Source organism: Butyrivibrio sp. MC2021 (assembly GCF_000621605.1).
GTDB lineage: Bacteria > Bacillota > Clostridia > Lachnospirales > Lachnospiraceae > Butyrivibrio.
The window spans coordinates 1-16,688 of record NZ_JHXX01000010.1 but is presented as its reverse complement, the minus strand read 5'-3'; the positions used below and the strand labels follow the sequence as shown (position 1 = coordinate 16,688).

The window sequence follows — 16,688 nt, the reverse complement described above, 5'->3', positions numbered from 1 at the left end:
CGATATGAATAACCGGGATATAAAAAATGAAGAAGCCAGATCCAGAGCCGGGGACGTGACCAGGATCACCGTCAGATATGTGCTGTTGTCTGTATGGGCCATTCTTGTGCTGTTTCCCTTTTACTGGATGCTTCTTACTTCCATAAAGAGCTACGGCTCCTATAACGCGGAGTACGTGCCGAAGTTCTACACCCTAAGCCCCACCATTGACAATTACATCCAGGCCTTTACAGCGGTGCCCCTGGCAAAATACTTTTTGAACACCCTGATCTTTACCGTGATAACCACAGCCCTTATGCTGCTGGTGGTGATCCTGTCGGCCTTCGCCTTCGCAAGGCTTGATTTCAGGGGAAAAGACCTGGTGTTTTCACTGTTTCTTTCCCTGATGATGATCCCCAACGAGCTGGTCATCATCACCAATTACGTTACTATTACAAACTTGAATATGAGAAATACCTTCCTGGGACTGATCCTTCCATCGGTGACCTCGGTGTTCTACATCTATCTTCTCAAGGAGAACTTTGAGCAGATCCCGGAGGAGCTGTACAAGGCCGCCAAGGTGGACGGAACCTCGGATTTCAGATATCTGTGGAAGGTCATGATACCCATTTCCAAGCCCACACTGGTGACAGTTGTTATCCTGAAGGTCATTGAGTGCTGGAACAGCTACATCTGGCCAAGACTTATCACCGACGACCAGAACTATTTTCTTGTGTCCAATGGAATCCAGGAGATCAGGGAAAACGGCTTCGGCCGTGAGAACGTTCCTGCCATGATGGCTGCGGTGGTGGTCATCTCCGTGCCACTGGTGGTTATATTCCTGATCTTCCGCCATAAGATTATGGAGGGCGTCGCACGTGGTGGTACAAAAGGCTGAGAGCACTTGGTGAGGTATTGTCGAGCCTAGTGCGAACGTGTTCTGGTGAGATGTCATACAGAGTAGAGCAGAACTTCCTTGTGAAAAAAGTAGAGGTAGACATGAAGAATAGATTACTTGTAATTGCATTAATATTGACCATAGGCATGGCCTTAACCGCCTGCCACGGCGCCAAAGCCTCCGAAGACTTCGCAATCCCGGAATCCTTTGACGAGAGCAGGAACATAGAGATAACCTTCTGGGCAAAAAACGACACCAACATCACCCAGAGTAAGATCTACAGCCAGGCCATAGAGGATTTTCACAACCTTTACCCCAATATCACCGTAAACCTCAGGCTCTACACCGACTACGGCAAGATCTACAACGACGTTATTACCAATATTTCCACCAATACCACACCCAACGTCTGCATCACCTATCCCGATCACATAGCCACATACCTGACGGGAAGAAATACTGTGGTGTCCCTGGATGAGCTTTTTGATGATGAGAAATACGGTCTTGGAGGGAGCGAGCTTAAATTTGATTCGCCGAGAAAAGATGAGATAGTTCCCGAGTTCCTGAAGGAGTGTATGCTGGGAGAATCCCACTACGCCCTTCCTTACATGCGTTCCACTGAGGCCTGCTATGTGAATAAGACCTATGTGGAGAAACTGGGATACACCCTGCCGGAGATTCTTACCTGGGACTTTGTCTGGGAGGTTTCTGAGGCGGCCCTTGCCCAGAACAGCGACGGAACCTACAAGATAAACGGTCAGAATGTCATGATCCCCTTTATCTATAAGTCCACCGACAACATGATGATTACCATGCTCAAGCAAAAGAACGCCGGCTATACCGATACCGACGGAAACATCCTTTTGTTTAACGACGATACAAAAGACATACTTAGAACCGTTGCAGATCACACTGGGACCGGAGCTTTTTCCACCTTCAAGATCTCCGGCTATCCCGCCAATTTCCTCAATGCGGGACAGTGCATCTTTGCTGTGGATTCCACCGCAGGTTCCACCTGGATGGGAAGCGATGCGCCACTTATAGACATTGCCAAGGAAAAGGTTGCGGACTTTGAGACAGAGGTTATGATGCTGCCTCAGTACGATACCTCAAGGCCCTACATGATATCCCAGGGCCCTTCAGTCTGCATTTTTAACAAGGCAGATCCCCAGGAGGTGCTGGCATCCTGGCTCTTTACCCAGTATCTTCTCTCCAACGAGGTTCAGATAGCCTACTCCCAGACAGAAGGCTACGTTCCCGTCACCACCAAGGCTCAGCAGAGCCCCGAGTATCAGGACTATCTGGCAAAAGAGGGCAGTGACAACGAGATGCATTACGACGTCAAGATCAAGGCCGCAAGGCTTCTTATGAACAATCCTGACAAGACCTTCGTAACTCCCGTCTTTAACGGCTCCACCTCAGTCAGGGACGCCGCAGGACAGCTCATTGAGAACGTCACCAAATCTGTCAGGAGAAAAAAGACTGTGGACGACGCCTTTTTTGACACCTTATTTTCAGATACCAAAGCCCTGTATCATCTTGATCAGAGCATGGTAAGAAAAGCCGGCAGCGCCGACAGACAGGAGCTTGGAGAGCTTCCTTCCGCGTCAAAGGCTCTTTTATCCATACTGGTGATAACCTGGATCCTGATAGGAATCTACTGGGGAAGAGAATTATTTAAAAAGTGTACAAATAATTAAAAAAGTATTATTTTACTACAAATTACTTGATAAGCTAAGGCGGCGCTAGTATAATGCAATTGTTTGTAGTTGAATTTGAGGCTTTGACTGAGGCAAAAGCAGCGAAGACCTCGGATAACACATAGGAGGGACATTATGAAAAAGACACTTGCAGTAGTACTTACCATGGGAATTCTTCTGGCTTTCACAGGCTGTGGCAAGCAGGCCGAGACAGGAGCAGCACCCGCAAAATCAGAGGGCGTTATGACATACGCTGAGTATGCAGCAGCTCCCCTTGATTCAGAAGTAGTAGTTGAGACTTATGTACAGGCTAAGCAGTCCTGGTGGGAGGACAAGGCAACAATCTACACCCAGGATTACGACGGAGCATATTTCATTTATGAGCTTCCCTGCTCACAGGATGATTACAACAAGCTTGTTCCCGGAACAAAGATCAAGGTTACAGGTTACAAGTCAGAGTGGTCAGGTGAGGTTGAGATCATCGATGCCAACTTCGAGATCCTTGGCGGCGACACCTATGTAGCACCTGCACAGGACGTTACAGATCTTCTTGGCAAGGATGAGCTTATCAACAAGCAGAACCAGTTTGTTTCCTTCAAGGGAATGACCGTTGAGCCTTCAGAGGGCGCAGACGGCAGCCAGACAGCTTTCCTTTACAAGTGGGACGGCTCAGGCGCTGAGGGAGATGACCTTTACTTCAAGGTTTCCAAGGACGGACAGACCTACAGCTTCACAGTAGAGTCTTACCTCTGCGACAAGGATACAGCAGTTTACAAGGCTGTTCAGGCACTTGAGGTTGGCCAGACCGTTGATCTTGAGGGCTTCCTTTACTGGTATGAGGGTGTTAACCCACACATCACTTCTGTAACAGTTAAATAATCTTTTTGGATAAATAAATGACCTCAAACCCCCATAGTTTATTTGAACTATGGGGGTTTTCATGTTAATATCTTGGGGTAAAAAAAGGAGAATGCCATGGAGAATACACCGAATATCACCGGAGAATGTGTTGAAACTGTTGTGGATAAGAAGTTTATCAGGCTTTTTGATCTGCAGTACAGGGAGGGGAAGCACTATTTTGATGCCACCAGAAGGAGCAAGGAGAACCTTGTGGCTCCCATGACCGAGGAGGAGTTTAAAAAGATGCTCCCCGATGCCGTGAGTTGTGTGGTGGTGATAGAAACACCGGGACAGGAGCCGAGACTCCTTCTTTCCTATGAGTTCAGATATCCTGCGGGCAGGTTTCTTCTGGGAGTTCCGGCGGGACTTTTGGATCCCGAGGATGCGGACTGCGACAATGCGGTTCACACTGCAGCCATCAGGGAGATCCATGAGGAGACCGGAATTGTCTTTAATGAAAAGACAGACAGCATCTCAACCATCAATCCGCTGCTTTTCAGCACTCCGGGTATGACGGATGAGAGCAACAGCCTTGTGTGCGTAGTCCTTCGTCAGGATGTGGAGGATAAGCTTGATCAGTCAGGCGCTTTGGGGCAGGAGTGCTTTGACGGATTTGCGCTTGTTACCAAGGCGGATGCCCAGAGGATCCTTAAGGCAGGTGTTGACGACAGAGGGCATTTCTACTCGGTATATACATGGGCGGCACTTATGTATTTTTCCGCCGACTTATGGAAAAAGGAATAATTTGTTTGGGATTGGAGTAAGAAAAAAGTGAAGTATGATGCATTTATAAGCTACAGACATCTTCCCAGGGATATGTTTGTTGCAAAGGGGATTCACAAGGCCCTTGAGACTACCAAGATTCCTTTGAGAATACGTAAGGAACTGGGTAAAAAGGGCATTCAGAGAGTATTCAGAGATCAGGAGGAGCTCCCCATCGGCAGCTCCTTAAGTGATAACATCGAGGCAGCGCTGGCAGAATCGGAATTCCTGGTGGTTATCTGTACACCACAGACCAAGGAATCCGCCTGGGTCATGAAGGAGATAAATACCTTTATCGCCATGCACGGAAGACAGAACGTTCTCGCAGTTCTTGCAGAGGGCGAGCCGGCGGACGCTTTTCCTCCACAGCTTTTATATGATGACTATGGTAATCCAAGGGAGCCACTGGCTGCAGACGTCAGAGGAAATTCCAAGGGAGAGATAAGAAAAAAGATCAAGAGCGAATCCCTGAGACTGGCAGCTTCTATTCTTTACTGCGACTATGATACCCTGAAGCAGCGCCACAGAGAGCGCGTCATGAGAAGATATATGGGAATCGCTGCAGGCGTGGCTGCTCTTGGTGTTGTATTCGGTATTTACAATGCCTACAATCTGGCAAGGATAAATGAGAACTATCAGCAGAAGCTTACCAATGAGTCCAAGGTTCTGGCTGCCACATCGCAGCAGGTTCTGGAAGGCGGAGACAGGAAGACCGCAGCCCTGATCGCCCTTGAGGCTCTTCCCACGGAAGGAAACGAAAGACCCTTTGTGGCTGATGCCATGTATGCCCTGTCTGATGCCCTGGGCACCTATTCCGTTGGCTGGGACCTCAAGAAGGACAAGGTTCTTCTCCATGATGTGGCGGTGAACAAGTTCAGTGTCAATAGTGACCTTAGCAGGGTAATTTCATATGATCTGAGCGAGGCCGTATATTATTGGGATGTTAAGTCCGGAGACCTGCTTTTTAAGATAGACAGCGTATTTTATGAGGGAGTAGTGGATAGGATTAAGGCAGTTGCCATAAATGATACTGCCAAGGCAGTAATATCCGAGCACTATTTCACAGGCTATGATGATGAAGGCAACAAGCTCTATGAACATCACTATGGCAAGGACTATGCTGTTTTTGCCGAGTTCAGCCCCTCAGGAAATTATCTGGGTGTCTGCTTCAGAGATTCAGCAGCAGTTTATGATGCCAGAACCGGTGAGCTTGTCAAAACTTTTAAGGATGATGGGGTACTCTATTCTTCCAATATCAAGTTCAGCAATGATGACAAACTCTTTGGCATCTCAGCAGATATCTCCGGAGGAAAGTTGATTGATGCTTTTGATTCAGAAACCAGCACTTATTTGTTATACGATTTAGAAAACGGCAAAAGAACTGATTTCACAGTGGCAAAGGAAGCAATCCTTGATGTAAATATTACACCGGATGACCAGATTGCCATTGCCTCCACAACTATGGATTCTCTTATCAAATCCGGAGAGAATTTTGATACAATTCAGAAATTTGACCGCAGAACCGGAGAAGAGCTATGGAGCTCAGATGTTATAAGATATCATCGTGGTCTGGATACCAGCTATACATTCATTAAGGGAAGAGTTCTTGATACGTCCAAGGGTAAGAAGGGAGAACTTCTGGTTTCCTCCAGCAGAAACCTGTATACTCTTGACCTTTACACCGGAGAGCTCCTCACCACCTATGCGGCGGATGATGACATAGTCAATTATGGTATTTCCATGGCCGATGAGACAATTTATGTGGCTATGGCCAATGGCAAGATCAATATAGTGGACGGCGCCACCGGCTATAACTATGCGGACAATACCATTGATACCGGTTACAGCCTTACCACTATCAAGATGGGAGGCGGAATTATAATAGGATCAAGGTATCGTTCACCTGAGCTTGGGGTTATGAGCGCAGTTGAGGATGATACCAAAGAGAGTCTGCTACAGGCAGATTCAACTATTTATACAGTCATGAGAAGCCCTGACGGCAGCAAATACGGATACACCCTGGAAAGCAACTATGATAGCAAAAGAGTAGAGGTTTTCATTTTTGATGCTGCCACTGATGAAGAAGTCAATCATGTTACAGTGGATGATGTGATAACAATGGATATTCAATTCCTGGATAATGACACCCTGGTTATAACAAGCGGTTCAAAGGGACTGATCTTCATTGACATTGAGTCAGGGGATATGATTGAGGTTCCCGGATCTGATGAAGACGGCCCAAAATGGCTTATTTCCGGAGACAAAAAGGTTATCCTGGCCAGTTGTTATAGTGAATTCCGCAGATACGATGCTGAGAGTCGCAAGCTCATTGATGAAGGAAAATATTTCGAAGGGCATGACAACGGTTTTTTCTACGACGGTGTCATTAATGAGACTGGCGATAAAGTCTTTTACTGGGATTTGTACGGCCGCATCTACAGTTATGATTTTATAACCGGGGAGTACTCAGAGGTCTTTGAAAACTATATAGTTAAGAGCGCGGCCCTTAACAAGGACTTTTCCAAGATTGTTATCCAGTGCGGAGACGGATTTGCAAGAGTCTTTGATGTTGCTTCCATGGAAATGCTGAATGAAATAAGCTTTTTCGGAGAATCAAGCAGTTATCTTGGATTTTCCGATGACGGAAAAAAACTCTATATGCAGGGTTCTGACAATTACTTCAAGATCTATGACCTTGAAAAGAATGAATATTTATTTGTTTCAGACGGAATATGGAGAGATGCTTCCGATGTCAGAGAAATCCCGGATAAGAATCTGCTGATCTTTGTCAATACCGCTGCCATGACAATGATAGATCTGGATAGCTATGGTATTCTGGGAAGAGCAGAGTATGGCGCCCTTTATTTCGAGGATACTGACAAGATTATCAGTATCAAGAGCAATGAGATGTTCAGATTCAAGGTAAAGACTCTGGAGGATCTCGTCAGTGAGGCCAAGGAAAAGTACGGCGATGCCAAGCTTACTTCCGATCAGAGACTTAAATACAAATTGTATTAAAGTTTTATAAAGTGATTGAAGAAACATACTTATTTTTCCGATATAATATTAGAAAAGACCTAGTGTCATTTTTGATATGCAGGGATGCACATTCGGGAAACACCCGGGAAATGGAGGGAACCATGAGTAATATTTCTGAGATCACTTCCGCTGCCGGCGCTTATGAAACTTCGAAATCCGCAGCTGCTAAGGATACACAGACCACCAGGACCACAGGTAACTATGGCAAGACCCTGGGCAAGGTGCAGCTTTCCGAGGAAGGCGCCAAGTATTATGAGGAACTTAAGAAGAAGTATTCCGGCATGGACTTTGTGCTTGTAAGCAAGGACATGAAGGAATATGCCAAGCAGAACGCCAGCTCCTTCGGCAATGCCAACAGAATGGTTGTGCTTATTGACGAGGAGAAGATCGAGCGCATGGCTACGGACCCTGAGTACAGAGCCAAGTATGAGGGACTTATTTCCAAGGCTCAGTCCCAGATGCCGCAGCTTAAGTCCATTATGGGCGAAAAATCCGGAGTCAAGACCATCGGAATGCAGGTCAATGACAACGGAACCGCTTCCTTCTTTGCCGTAATGCAGAAATCCTCCAAGGATATGGCTGACAAGCTTCAGGCCAAGAGAGCCGAGAAGAAGAAAGCTGAGAAGGCCAAGGAGAAGAAAGCCCAGAAGGAAGAGGCCCAGGAGAAGCTTCGAAGTAAGTCCGGCAAGACAGATGATGAGGAGGACTATGAGATAATCATGGCAGACTCCATCGAGGACCTCATCAGAAAGATAGATGATTACAATTTCAATCAGAGAGCTAACAGCGTTCAGACGCCCGCAGAGAAAATGGTGGGACAATCCATAGACTTTAAGGGATGACCCGGGGGAGCGTCGGTTGGGGGACAAATGTACAAAGTTGCGATATGCGATGACGAAGAGAAATGCGTAAAAGAAGCAGCAGCACTGTTAGAAGATTACAATAAAACACATCCACAGCACACCTTTGCGGTGGATGTGTTTATGTCGTCTATAGAGCTTTTAGGTGCCATGGAGAAAGAGAACTATGACATCTATCTTCTTGATATTTATATCGACAAGATGAACGGCATAGAGATTGCCGATCTTATCAGAAAAAAGGACGAAGAGGCCCATATAGTTTTTATGACCTCCTCCAATGCCTTTTACAAGGATGCTTTCAGAATCCATGCGGTTCACTATCTGGAGAAGCCCATCCTTAAAGAGGACTTTTTTGATGCCATGGACAGAGCCTGCCAGAAGGAGGACACAAGATTCCTGACGGTAAAGGACGGCAATCAGGTCTGCAAGGTTGCCATAGGTGATGTTCTGTACGTGGAATCCGAGGACCATTACAAGAGGATAGCCACGGAAAATGACACCTATATGGTCAGAAGTACCTTAAAGGAGCTCATGGATGAGCTTACGGAAGAATATTTTTATGCTCTTGGGGTGAAAAGCATTATCAACCTTACCAAGGTTTTGAGAATTACCAAGGACACACTGGTTATGGAGGACGGAAAAGAGTTTTCGGTTCCAAGAGGAACCTACAGGACCTTAAGTGAGCTGATCATCAAGCACTCATTTTAAGATGTTGCTGTATTGGGGCTGGTCTTTGACAGAAAGGACGGCCTATGAAAAATCAGGACAGTGTAAATAAGCTCAAGAAAAATCTGGTCTTTTTAACAGGACTGGTCATATGGATTGGGCTTACCCTTATATGTATTTATCATGCTCTCCACGGAGAAACTATGAGGATTGAAGCAGGTGGAACAGTGTATTTTACATTTTTCCTCCTTCCCTTTCTTTTAATGGGAGGGCTCTATGGCTACCTATTATCTATGATCGCTTTTGCGATTTCTTTTGGCTGTGCACTTGTTTTTGAAACATCTAAAGCCTATATCATGTCTGTTTATCTGGTGGCGACTTTGTGTTTTTCGTTATTTTCCCAGTATCATTTCTTTAAAACCAGGATAAAAACTCTTATAGCGGCGGCGGCAACCCTGTTTATGACGTCGATAATAGAAATGTGCTGCTTTATGCTTGTTATCAAAAATGATTACAGAATTGCAGTCATAGCCAATATCGGAGTCTATATGGTAAGGGAAGTGATACTTATATTTGGAACGGCATTTCTGTTGTATCTGTATTTCCAAAAAACACCTGACAGATTCAAGGTGGTGTTTCCTTTGGGTATTGCTTATACCAAGGCCTTTCTTGATGATTCCGATATTCAAAAGCAGATTCGTAAGACCAGGATCAGCGTCAAGATCACTATCATGATCATTTCTCTTGAAGTTATCCTTGGGATTGCCGTGTCCGTATTTATCATAGCTCTTTTCCCGGACATCAAGCATATGATGATGATGCGTTTTGATACCGTGGGTATTGAGAACGCTGCTAACCCGGAAGGTCCAGGCATGATCGCTAAGCCTGTGGAAGAAGAGGCAACAGAGTCTTCCGGGGATACGAAACAGCAGGAATTCGTCAAGCAATTTGAAAAAATGGAATACCGAATGGATGCCTATGCATTATCCTTTGATATTAAGATGATGCTTTTGCTGTTATGCGTAGGAGTTCCTTTAGCAGCCTTTACCAATTTTAATACCAAAGTATTCATTGGCGGACCTTTGGGCGTCATGGCGGATTTTATGAATGAATACGCCAACGCTGATGATGAGAGTAAGCTTGAGGTTGGTCGTAAGGTTGACAGTATTGTGGTTAACACAAGAGATGAGATCGCAATTGTCAGCGAGGCCATGAAGGCCACTGTTCATGCCGTTGAGGATTACATCGGAAGGATAAATGAGAAGCAGGAGATGGAGAAGGAACTGGAGGTAGCCAAGCGCTCCAGTGAGGCCAAATCCAGCTTTTTGTCCAATATGTCCCATGAGATAAGGACACCTATAAATGCAGTGCTTGGCATGAATGAGATGATCCTTAGGGAGTCTACGGATCCCCAGATTCTGGAGTATGCGGCAAATGTTAAAAGTGCCGGCAATTCCCTTCTTGGAATAGTCAATGATATTCTGGATTTCTCCAAGATCGAGGCGGGGAAAATGGATATTTTGCCGGTGCAGTACCATCTCGGCTCCACTATAAATGACCTGATCAATCTTGTGGCAGCCAAGGCGGCGGATAAGGGGCTTGAGCTGGAAACTAACATTGATGAGACCATTCCTGTTCAGCTTATCGGAGATGAGGTCAGGATCAAGCAGTGCGTCACCAATATCCTGACCAATGCGGTGAAGTACACGGAGAAAGGCACAGTTACCCTGAATGTGACCTATCGCAGGGCGGACGATGATCATATCATGCTGGGCTTCAGGGTTGTGGACACAGGCATAGGCATAAAGGAAGAGGATTTAGAGAAGCTTTTTTCACCTTTTGAGAGGATCGAGGAGATCAGGAACCGCACCATTGAGGGTACGGGCCTTGGCATGAGCATTGTAAAGAAGCTCCTGGCCCTTATGGATACCAAGCTTGTGGTAAAAAGCGTCTACGGAGAGGGCTCCGATTTTTCCTTTGAAGTTAAGCAGCAGGTGGTTTCCTGGGAAGAGATCGGAAATTTCAAGGAAAGGTACAAGGAATTCCTTCAGACCGCCGAGAAGTATCACGAGACCTTCAGAGCCCCTGAAGCTGAGATTCTGGTAGTGGATGACACTGTCATGAATCTCACTGTAATAAAGGGACTTCTTAAGACCACCAAAATCAAGGTGGATACTGCGGAGAGCGGCAAAGAGACCCTGGAGAAGGTGACAAAGAAGCGCTATGACGCTATTTTCATAGATCACAGAATGCCCGAGATGGACGGAATAGAGACCCTGGAAGCCATGAAGACTCTGGAGGGGAATCTGTGCAAGGGCGTTCCCACCATTGCCCTTACTGCCAATGCGGTTTCGGGGGCCAGGGAAATATACATGGAAGCCGGTTTTGACGACTATCTGTCCAAGCCGGTGAACGGTCTTTTGCTGGAGGATATGCTTAGGAAATATCTGCCGGAGGAGAAGGTTCAGGTTGTGGAGGAATCTGAGGCCGGCGCCGAAAGTGCTGAGAATAGCAGTGATGATCCGGCAGCAGGAATACCGGAGGATTCCTATCTTAGGAATATAGAGGGAGTTGACTTTAGGGAAGCTCTTAAGAACTGCGGCAGCATCGAAGTTCTTGAGAATGTGGTAAAAGAGTATCTCACCACCATAGACTCCAAGGCCGATGCCATAGAAAAGTACGCTGCGGATAAGGATTTCAGGAACTTCACGGTTTTTGTCCATGCTCTTAAGAGCTCCTCAAGGCTTATCGGTGCCATGGAGCTGTCGAAAATGGCAGGACACCTGGAGGACTGCGGCAATGCAGAGGATGAAGCGGAGATAAAGGAGAAGACTCCGGAGCTTCTTTCTCTTTTCCGAAGTTATAAGGAGAAGCTGGCAGCAGCGGATCAGGGACCTTCTGAGGAGGAACTTCCGGAGATACCGGCAGATCAGCTACTCAGTGCCTTCAGGGATATGAAGGAGCTCCTGGATGCCTATGATTTTGACACCGCTGACGGCATCATGGAAATGCTGTCCCGGTACAGGATCCCCGCTGAGTATAAAGAGAAATACCTAAAAGTAAAGGAATTAATATCTGCGGTTGACCGTGACGGCTTGCTTGAAATATTGTAAACTAGATTAGAGAGGGATAATCTATGGAGACCAGAATTTTACTTATCGGAAGCGGAAAAAGCTTTATGGTCACCTCAATCGCCAATGAGCTTAAGGCCAGCGGCTTTGAGGTTATCAAGACTGAGCCTGACGTCACCGCAATAGAGAGAATAGAGAACAGGCCCCCGGTTTTTCTTTTCTATGTGGACGAACCGGAGGACATGAAGGACGTCTTTGTGTACATCAAGGACAAGGTCGTTGAGGATGACATATCCATAAGCATAATCGGATCCCATGACGATATCACCAAGATTTTTACCAACGTCCCCAGAGAGCGTGTGGCTGCGGTGTTTGAGCGGCCTGTCAACGTGAAGCAGCTTGGGGTACAGATGATGGAGGTCGTGGCCAAGGAGGACGAGCGTCTTCAGAAAAAGAAGATCCTTGTGGTGGACGACGACGGAACCATGCTTAGGACCATCAAGTCCTGGCTATCGGACCACTATCAGGTCTTCATGGTCAATTCCGGCGTGGCGGCCATCACTTTCCTTGCCAAGAACAGGGTGGACCTCATTCTTCTTGACTATGAGATGCCGGTGACCACAGGGCCCAAGGTCCTGGAGATGCTCCGGAGCGAATCCTCCACCAGCAACATCCCGGTCATGTTCCTTACGGTCAAAAGCGACAAAGAGAGCGTTATGCAGGTTCTTAAGTTTAAGCCTGAGGGGTATCTACTTAAGACCATGCCCCCTGCGGACCTGCTGGCAAGTATAGATGAGTTTTTTGAGAAGAAAAAGCTGGAAAATGTTTCAAAATATTAGAGTGGTTGATGTATGCATGGGTTTATAGTATGCTGATTTTAGTGATGTTTATCGTTTAATCTGACAAAAAAAGGAGAAGCCATGTATAAGCTTTGTATCAACCCTTCAAACAAGAAGAGCCACATCAATCCCGAGATCCAGGGACATTTTTCCGAGCACCTTGGAAGAGGAATCTACGAGGGACTTTATGTTGGCGAGAATTCTGAGATAGAAAATGTTAACGGCATGAGAAAGGATGTGCTGGAGGCCCTTAAGGAGCTCAAGGTTCCTGTACTTCGCTGGCCCGGCGGATGCTTTGCCGACGAGTATCACTGGAAGGACGGCATTGGTCCCAAGGAGAATCGTAAAAAGATGATCAACACTCACTGGGGCGGAGTTGTAGAGGATAACAGCTTCGGAACCCATGAGTTTATGGAACTCTGCAGACAGCTGGGCTGCAAGACTTATGTTAACGGTAACGTGGGTAGCGGCACCGTTCAGGAGATGCAGGAGTGGGTTGAGTATATGACCTTTGAGGGCGTATCCCCCATGGCAGACCTGCGCACAGCCAATGGCAGAAAGGAAGCCTGGGACGTTGACTACTTCGGAGTGGGCAACGAGAACTGGGGCTGCGGCGGCAATATGCCTCCGGAGTACTATGCAGGCCTTTACAGAAGATATCAGACCTATGTAAGAGATTATCGTCCCGGCAAGCACATCAACAAGGTTGCCTGCGGCGCCAATGCAGGGGATTTCGGCTGGACAGAGGGCGTTATGAGCACCTGCTTTAACAAGGCTCCAGGCAACGTTCACGGATTCATGGACGGCATCTCACTTCACTACTACACCGTTCCCGAGAACTGGGAGAAGAAGGGCGCTGCCACAGATTTCGATGAGAAGATGTGGTATCAGACCCTCAGCAAGACTCTTTTCATGGAGACTCTTATCAAGGGCCATCAGGCTGTTATGGACAGATATGACAAGGACCACAAGGTGGGCATCATCGTTGATGAGTGGGGCACCTGGTACGATGTTGAGGAGGGAACCAATCCGGGATTCCTCTACCAGCAGAACACCATCAGAGATGCGCTGGTTGCAGGTATCAACCTGAACATCTTCAACAAGCACAGTGACAGGGTGATCATGGCCAACATCGCTCAGATGATCAACGTTCTTCAGTCTGTGATCCTTACAGATAAGGACAAAATGGTTAAGACCCCTACCTACCATGTATTTAACATGTACAAGCATCATCAGGACGCAGAGCTCCTTGAGAGCTTCATCGAGACCAAGGAGATCGGTCTTGTGGATGAGTTCAAGGTTCCTAACCTGACAGAGTCTGTATCCCTTGGCAAGGACGGCAAGATTCACGCAACAGTGACCAACCTCTCCGCAACAGAGAGCTACGAGATCGGCCTCAGCCTCACAGATACAGAGATCAAGTCCATCAAGGGCGAGATCGTGGGAGGTGAGATCCACCTTCACAACACCTTTGAGAATCCTGATGTTGTAACAGTTAAGGCCTTCGATGACATAAGGCTCGAGGGCAAGTCTGAGGGCAGACTTACAATCCCTGCCAGCAGCGTACTTCATCTTGAGATTGAGATCTGATATATTTCTTAGAACATTAAAGTGTCTGTCCTTTTGGGCAGGCACTTTTTTTAGGATAAAAATTTTTTTTAAAAATTTTGCAGACTTTCTTATCTGTATTTCGTTATATTAAATGAAGAGAGGAAAATACAGTGGGGAAAACAGATTCTAAGGAAAAGTTAATAGAGCTGATGAGCAGATACAAAGATCTGGTTTTCTCTGTATGTCTGAAAATGACAGGCGATTATTTTACCGCGGAGGATATCACCCAGGAAACCTTCATTTCAGCATATCAGCACCTTTCTGAGTTTGACGGACAATCTGAGAAGGCCTGGCTTTGCAGGATTGCCGGCAACAAATGCGTAGATTACCTGAGGGCAGCGGAAAGGCGGGCGGTGGCCACCGCAGAGGAAGAGATGCCCGAGGATCCCACCACAAGCAGGGACGGACCCCTGGAACAGCTGGTGGCGGCAGACACCATGGAAAGGCTCCGGAAAAGCTGCAGCGAACTGCCGGAACCCTATAAAACGCCGGCGATACTCTATTTTGACCGGGGGATGACTGCCAGGGAGATATCACAGCAGACCGACGCGCCGCTAAAGACGGTACAATCCCATATTTACAGAGCACGAGAAATGCTAAAGAAAAAAATAAGGAAGGAGGAACTGATATCATGAGCGACAAGATCCATTATCTCAGCGACGAAGAACTGAACAAGCTGATAGCTGGTGTGGAAGACGAAGGCCTCTATGAAGCCCCCGCCGATCTTGAAGACAAGGTCATCTACACACTGGTTGAAAGACAGAAGAAAAAGACCCTGAGCTTTGCGGCCTACTGCGTGAGAGTCGGCTTTGGTGTGGCAGCAGCCATCATTTTACTTGCCATAGTTCCTTCCATTCCCGCCTATACCCCGAAAGAGGCCTACCGGCAGAGAAAAGATGTGCCTTCAAGAGAGGCGGTCCTGGGAAACAGGCAGACCCCGACCAGGGAGGAAGTTATTTCCGAGAGGGACAAGACCTATTTTGAAGAGGCGAAAAAGTATTTTGATTCATATATAGATGATTTATTTGAGTAAAACGGAGGATACATATTATGAAACAGAGAAGAAAAAGTAAGTTTTTTACCTTTATATTTTCATTCCTGCCCGGAGCGGCTGAGATGTACATGGGCTTTATGAAAAACGGCCTCACGCTGATGGCACTGTTTTTCTTATCCTTTGCTCCCATGGTGTTCTTGAGCTCCTTTGAATTTTTGTCAGTGGTGGGAGTTATTGTGTGGTTCTACGGCTTCTTCCATGCCAGAAACTATGCGGGAATGCCCGACGAAGAGTTTTATGCCATGGAAGACAGATGTGTATGGGATGAGCTCGGTGATGTGAAGAGCCTTTCCTTCCGCATTCCTTCCGACACTGTAAAAAAGTGGATTGCAGCCATTCTGATCATTATTGGTGTGGCACAGCTCTGGAACTACTTCTTTGACGCCATGGTTCGCCTTATTCCCGAGGCTTACTGGGATGATATCTATCCTTTCCTTAGGGAAGTACCGCAGGTTGCCATTGCCATCCTTCTTATTGTACTCGGCGTGAAGATGATCCAGGGCAGGAAAAAAGAGATCACTGCCACCTTTGACTACGACGGAAAGCTCATCGCAGAGCTTCCCAAGAAGCCCGAGACCCCTGAGAATCCCCAGGAAACAAAGGAGGCCTGATATGGAAACTGTAAGAACTCACAGAGTCGGCACCATAACCACAGGCATCAGCTTTATTGCCTTCGGAGTGCTTTTTATCATTCATCTTTTCTATTCAGCCTTGAGCTATACAACCATATTCAAGTTCTGGCCTTTGATCCTCATCTGCCTCGGCATCGAAGTTCTTCTATCCAACTTCGCCAAGGAGACTATAGTCTACGACAAAGGAGCCATTGTGCTGATGTTCCTTGTGGCCTTCTTTGCCATGGGAATGGCCTGCGCAGATTTGTGTATGCAGTATATAGTCTAAACAAATATGGGAAACGGACCTGGGGGACGGGGTTGTAGGGTCATTTTTGAAAAAATGGCCCTACAACCCCGTCCCAATGTCATTTAGATAAGCTCCGTCACTTTACAAATTAAATATCTATCACAAATCAGAGGTGAAATACCATCTGATTTTTTTGCATTTTTCGGTAAAAAATGCTTGACAAGTCAGCCAAAAAATGTTGTCGCGCCTTGATTATAAGACATTTTTATGGAGGTGCTGGCATGCCATTTACTGTTACTGAAATACACAAAAATCTTTTCTCTGTCTTTTCATTCTTGTTGGAGCGAAGGGATGAGTTTCTGACCAATCCAGCTTCTGATTTTACCAGAAAAAAGAAAATCTCTTTTGAACAAACCATGTTGTTCCCTATGATTGCAGGTGCTGATAA

General features: G+C 46.6%; 14 protein-coding genes. All 14 read left to right on the top strand.

Annotation, left to right across the window (positions count from 1 at the left end; all coding sequences use genetic code 11):
- Window positions 1-4: 4 nt before the first annotated feature.
- Window positions 5-877, top strand: coding sequence for a carbohydrate ABC transporter permease (locus T359_RS0113480; RefSeq protein ID WP_026517934.1), 873 nt, complete (start codon window positions 5-7; stop codon window positions 875-877).
- A gap of 101 nt (window positions 878-978) precedes the next feature.
- A complete protein-coding gene (locus T359_RS0113475; RefSeq protein ID WP_026517933.1) occupies window positions 979-2,577 on the top strand; it encodes an ABC transporter substrate-binding protein in 1,599 nt (532 codons plus the stop codon).
- A 135-nt stretch (window positions 2,578-2,712) separates the two neighbouring features.
- Window positions 2,713-3,456 carry a hypothetical protein gene (locus T359_RS0113470; RefSeq protein ID WP_026517932.1) on the top strand — a complete coding sequence of 248 codons (744 nt, stop codon included), beginning with the start codon at window positions 2,713-2,715 and terminating at the stop codon, window positions 3,454-3,456.
- Window positions 3,457-3,552: 96 nt separating this feature from the next.
- Window positions 3,553-4,221, top strand: a complete 669-nt coding sequence (locus T359_RS0113465) for an NUDIX hydrolase (protein ID WP_026517931.1) — start codon at window positions 3,553-3,555, stop codon at window positions 4,219-4,221.
- Window positions 4,222-4,248: 27 nt separating this feature from the next.
- Entirely contained in the window at window positions 4,249-7,257 is a 3,009-nt protein-coding gene (locus tag T359_RS0113460; RefSeq protein WP_026517930.1) for a toll/interleukin-1 receptor domain-containing protein, read from the top strand.
- A gap of 122 nt (window positions 7,258-7,379) precedes the next feature.
- Window positions 7,380-8,120 (top strand): DUF6033 family protein, encoded by a 741-nt coding sequence (locus tag T359_RS0113455; RefSeq protein WP_026517929.1) that lies wholly within the window; start codon window positions 7,380-7,382, stop codon window positions 8,118-8,120.
- Window positions 8,121-8,147: 27 nt separating this feature from the next.
- Window positions 8,148-8,846 (top strand): LytR/AlgR family response regulator transcription factor, encoded by a 699-nt coding sequence (locus T359_RS0113450; protein ID WP_026517928.1) that lies wholly within the window; start codon window positions 8,148-8,150, stop codon window positions 8,844-8,846.
- A gap of 161 nt (window positions 8,847-9,007) precedes the next feature.
- Window positions 9,008-11,917 (top strand): ATP-binding protein, encoded by a 2,910-nt coding sequence (locus T359_RS0113445; protein WP_242839098.1) that lies wholly within the window; start codon window positions 9,008-9,010, stop codon window positions 11,915-11,917.
- 23 nt (window positions 11,918-11,940) lie between these two features.
- Entirely contained in the window at window positions 11,941-12,714 is a 774-nt protein-coding gene (locus T359_RS0113440) for a response regulator (RefSeq protein WP_026517926.1), read from the top strand.
- A gap of 81 nt (window positions 12,715-12,795) precedes the next feature.
- Window positions 12,796-14,304, top strand: coding sequence for an alpha-N-arabinofuranosidase (locus T359_RS0113435; protein WP_026517925.1), 1,509 nt, complete (start codon window positions 12,796-12,798; stop codon window positions 14,302-14,304).
- Between the two features lie 131 nt (window positions 14,305-14,435).
- Window positions 14,436-14,960 carry an RNA polymerase sigma factor gene (locus T359_RS0113430; protein WP_026517924.1) on the top strand — a complete coding sequence of 175 codons (525 nt, stop codon included), beginning with the start codon at window positions 14,436-14,438 and terminating at the stop codon, window positions 14,958-14,960.
- Complete coding sequence (locus tag T359_RS0113425) at window positions 14,957-15,358, top strand: hypothetical protein (RefSeq protein ID WP_026517923.1); 402 nt, start codon at window positions 14,957-14,959, stop codon at window positions 15,356-15,358. Before T359_RS0113430 ends, T359_RS0113425 begins: the two co-directional genes overlap by 4 nt.
- Window positions 15,359-15,375: 17 nt before the next feature.
- A complete protein-coding gene (locus T359_RS21725; RefSeq protein WP_051545412.1) occupies window positions 15,376-15,990 on the top strand; it encodes a hypothetical protein in 615 nt (204 codons plus the stop codon).
- Window position 15,991: 1 nt separating this feature from the next.
- Window positions 15,992-16,279 (top strand): LiaI-LiaF-like domain-containing protein, encoded by a 288-nt coding sequence (locus tag T359_RS0113415; RefSeq protein ID WP_026517922.1) that lies wholly within the window; start codon window positions 15,992-15,994, stop codon window positions 16,277-16,279.
- Window positions 16,280-16,688 lie beyond the last annotated feature (409 nt).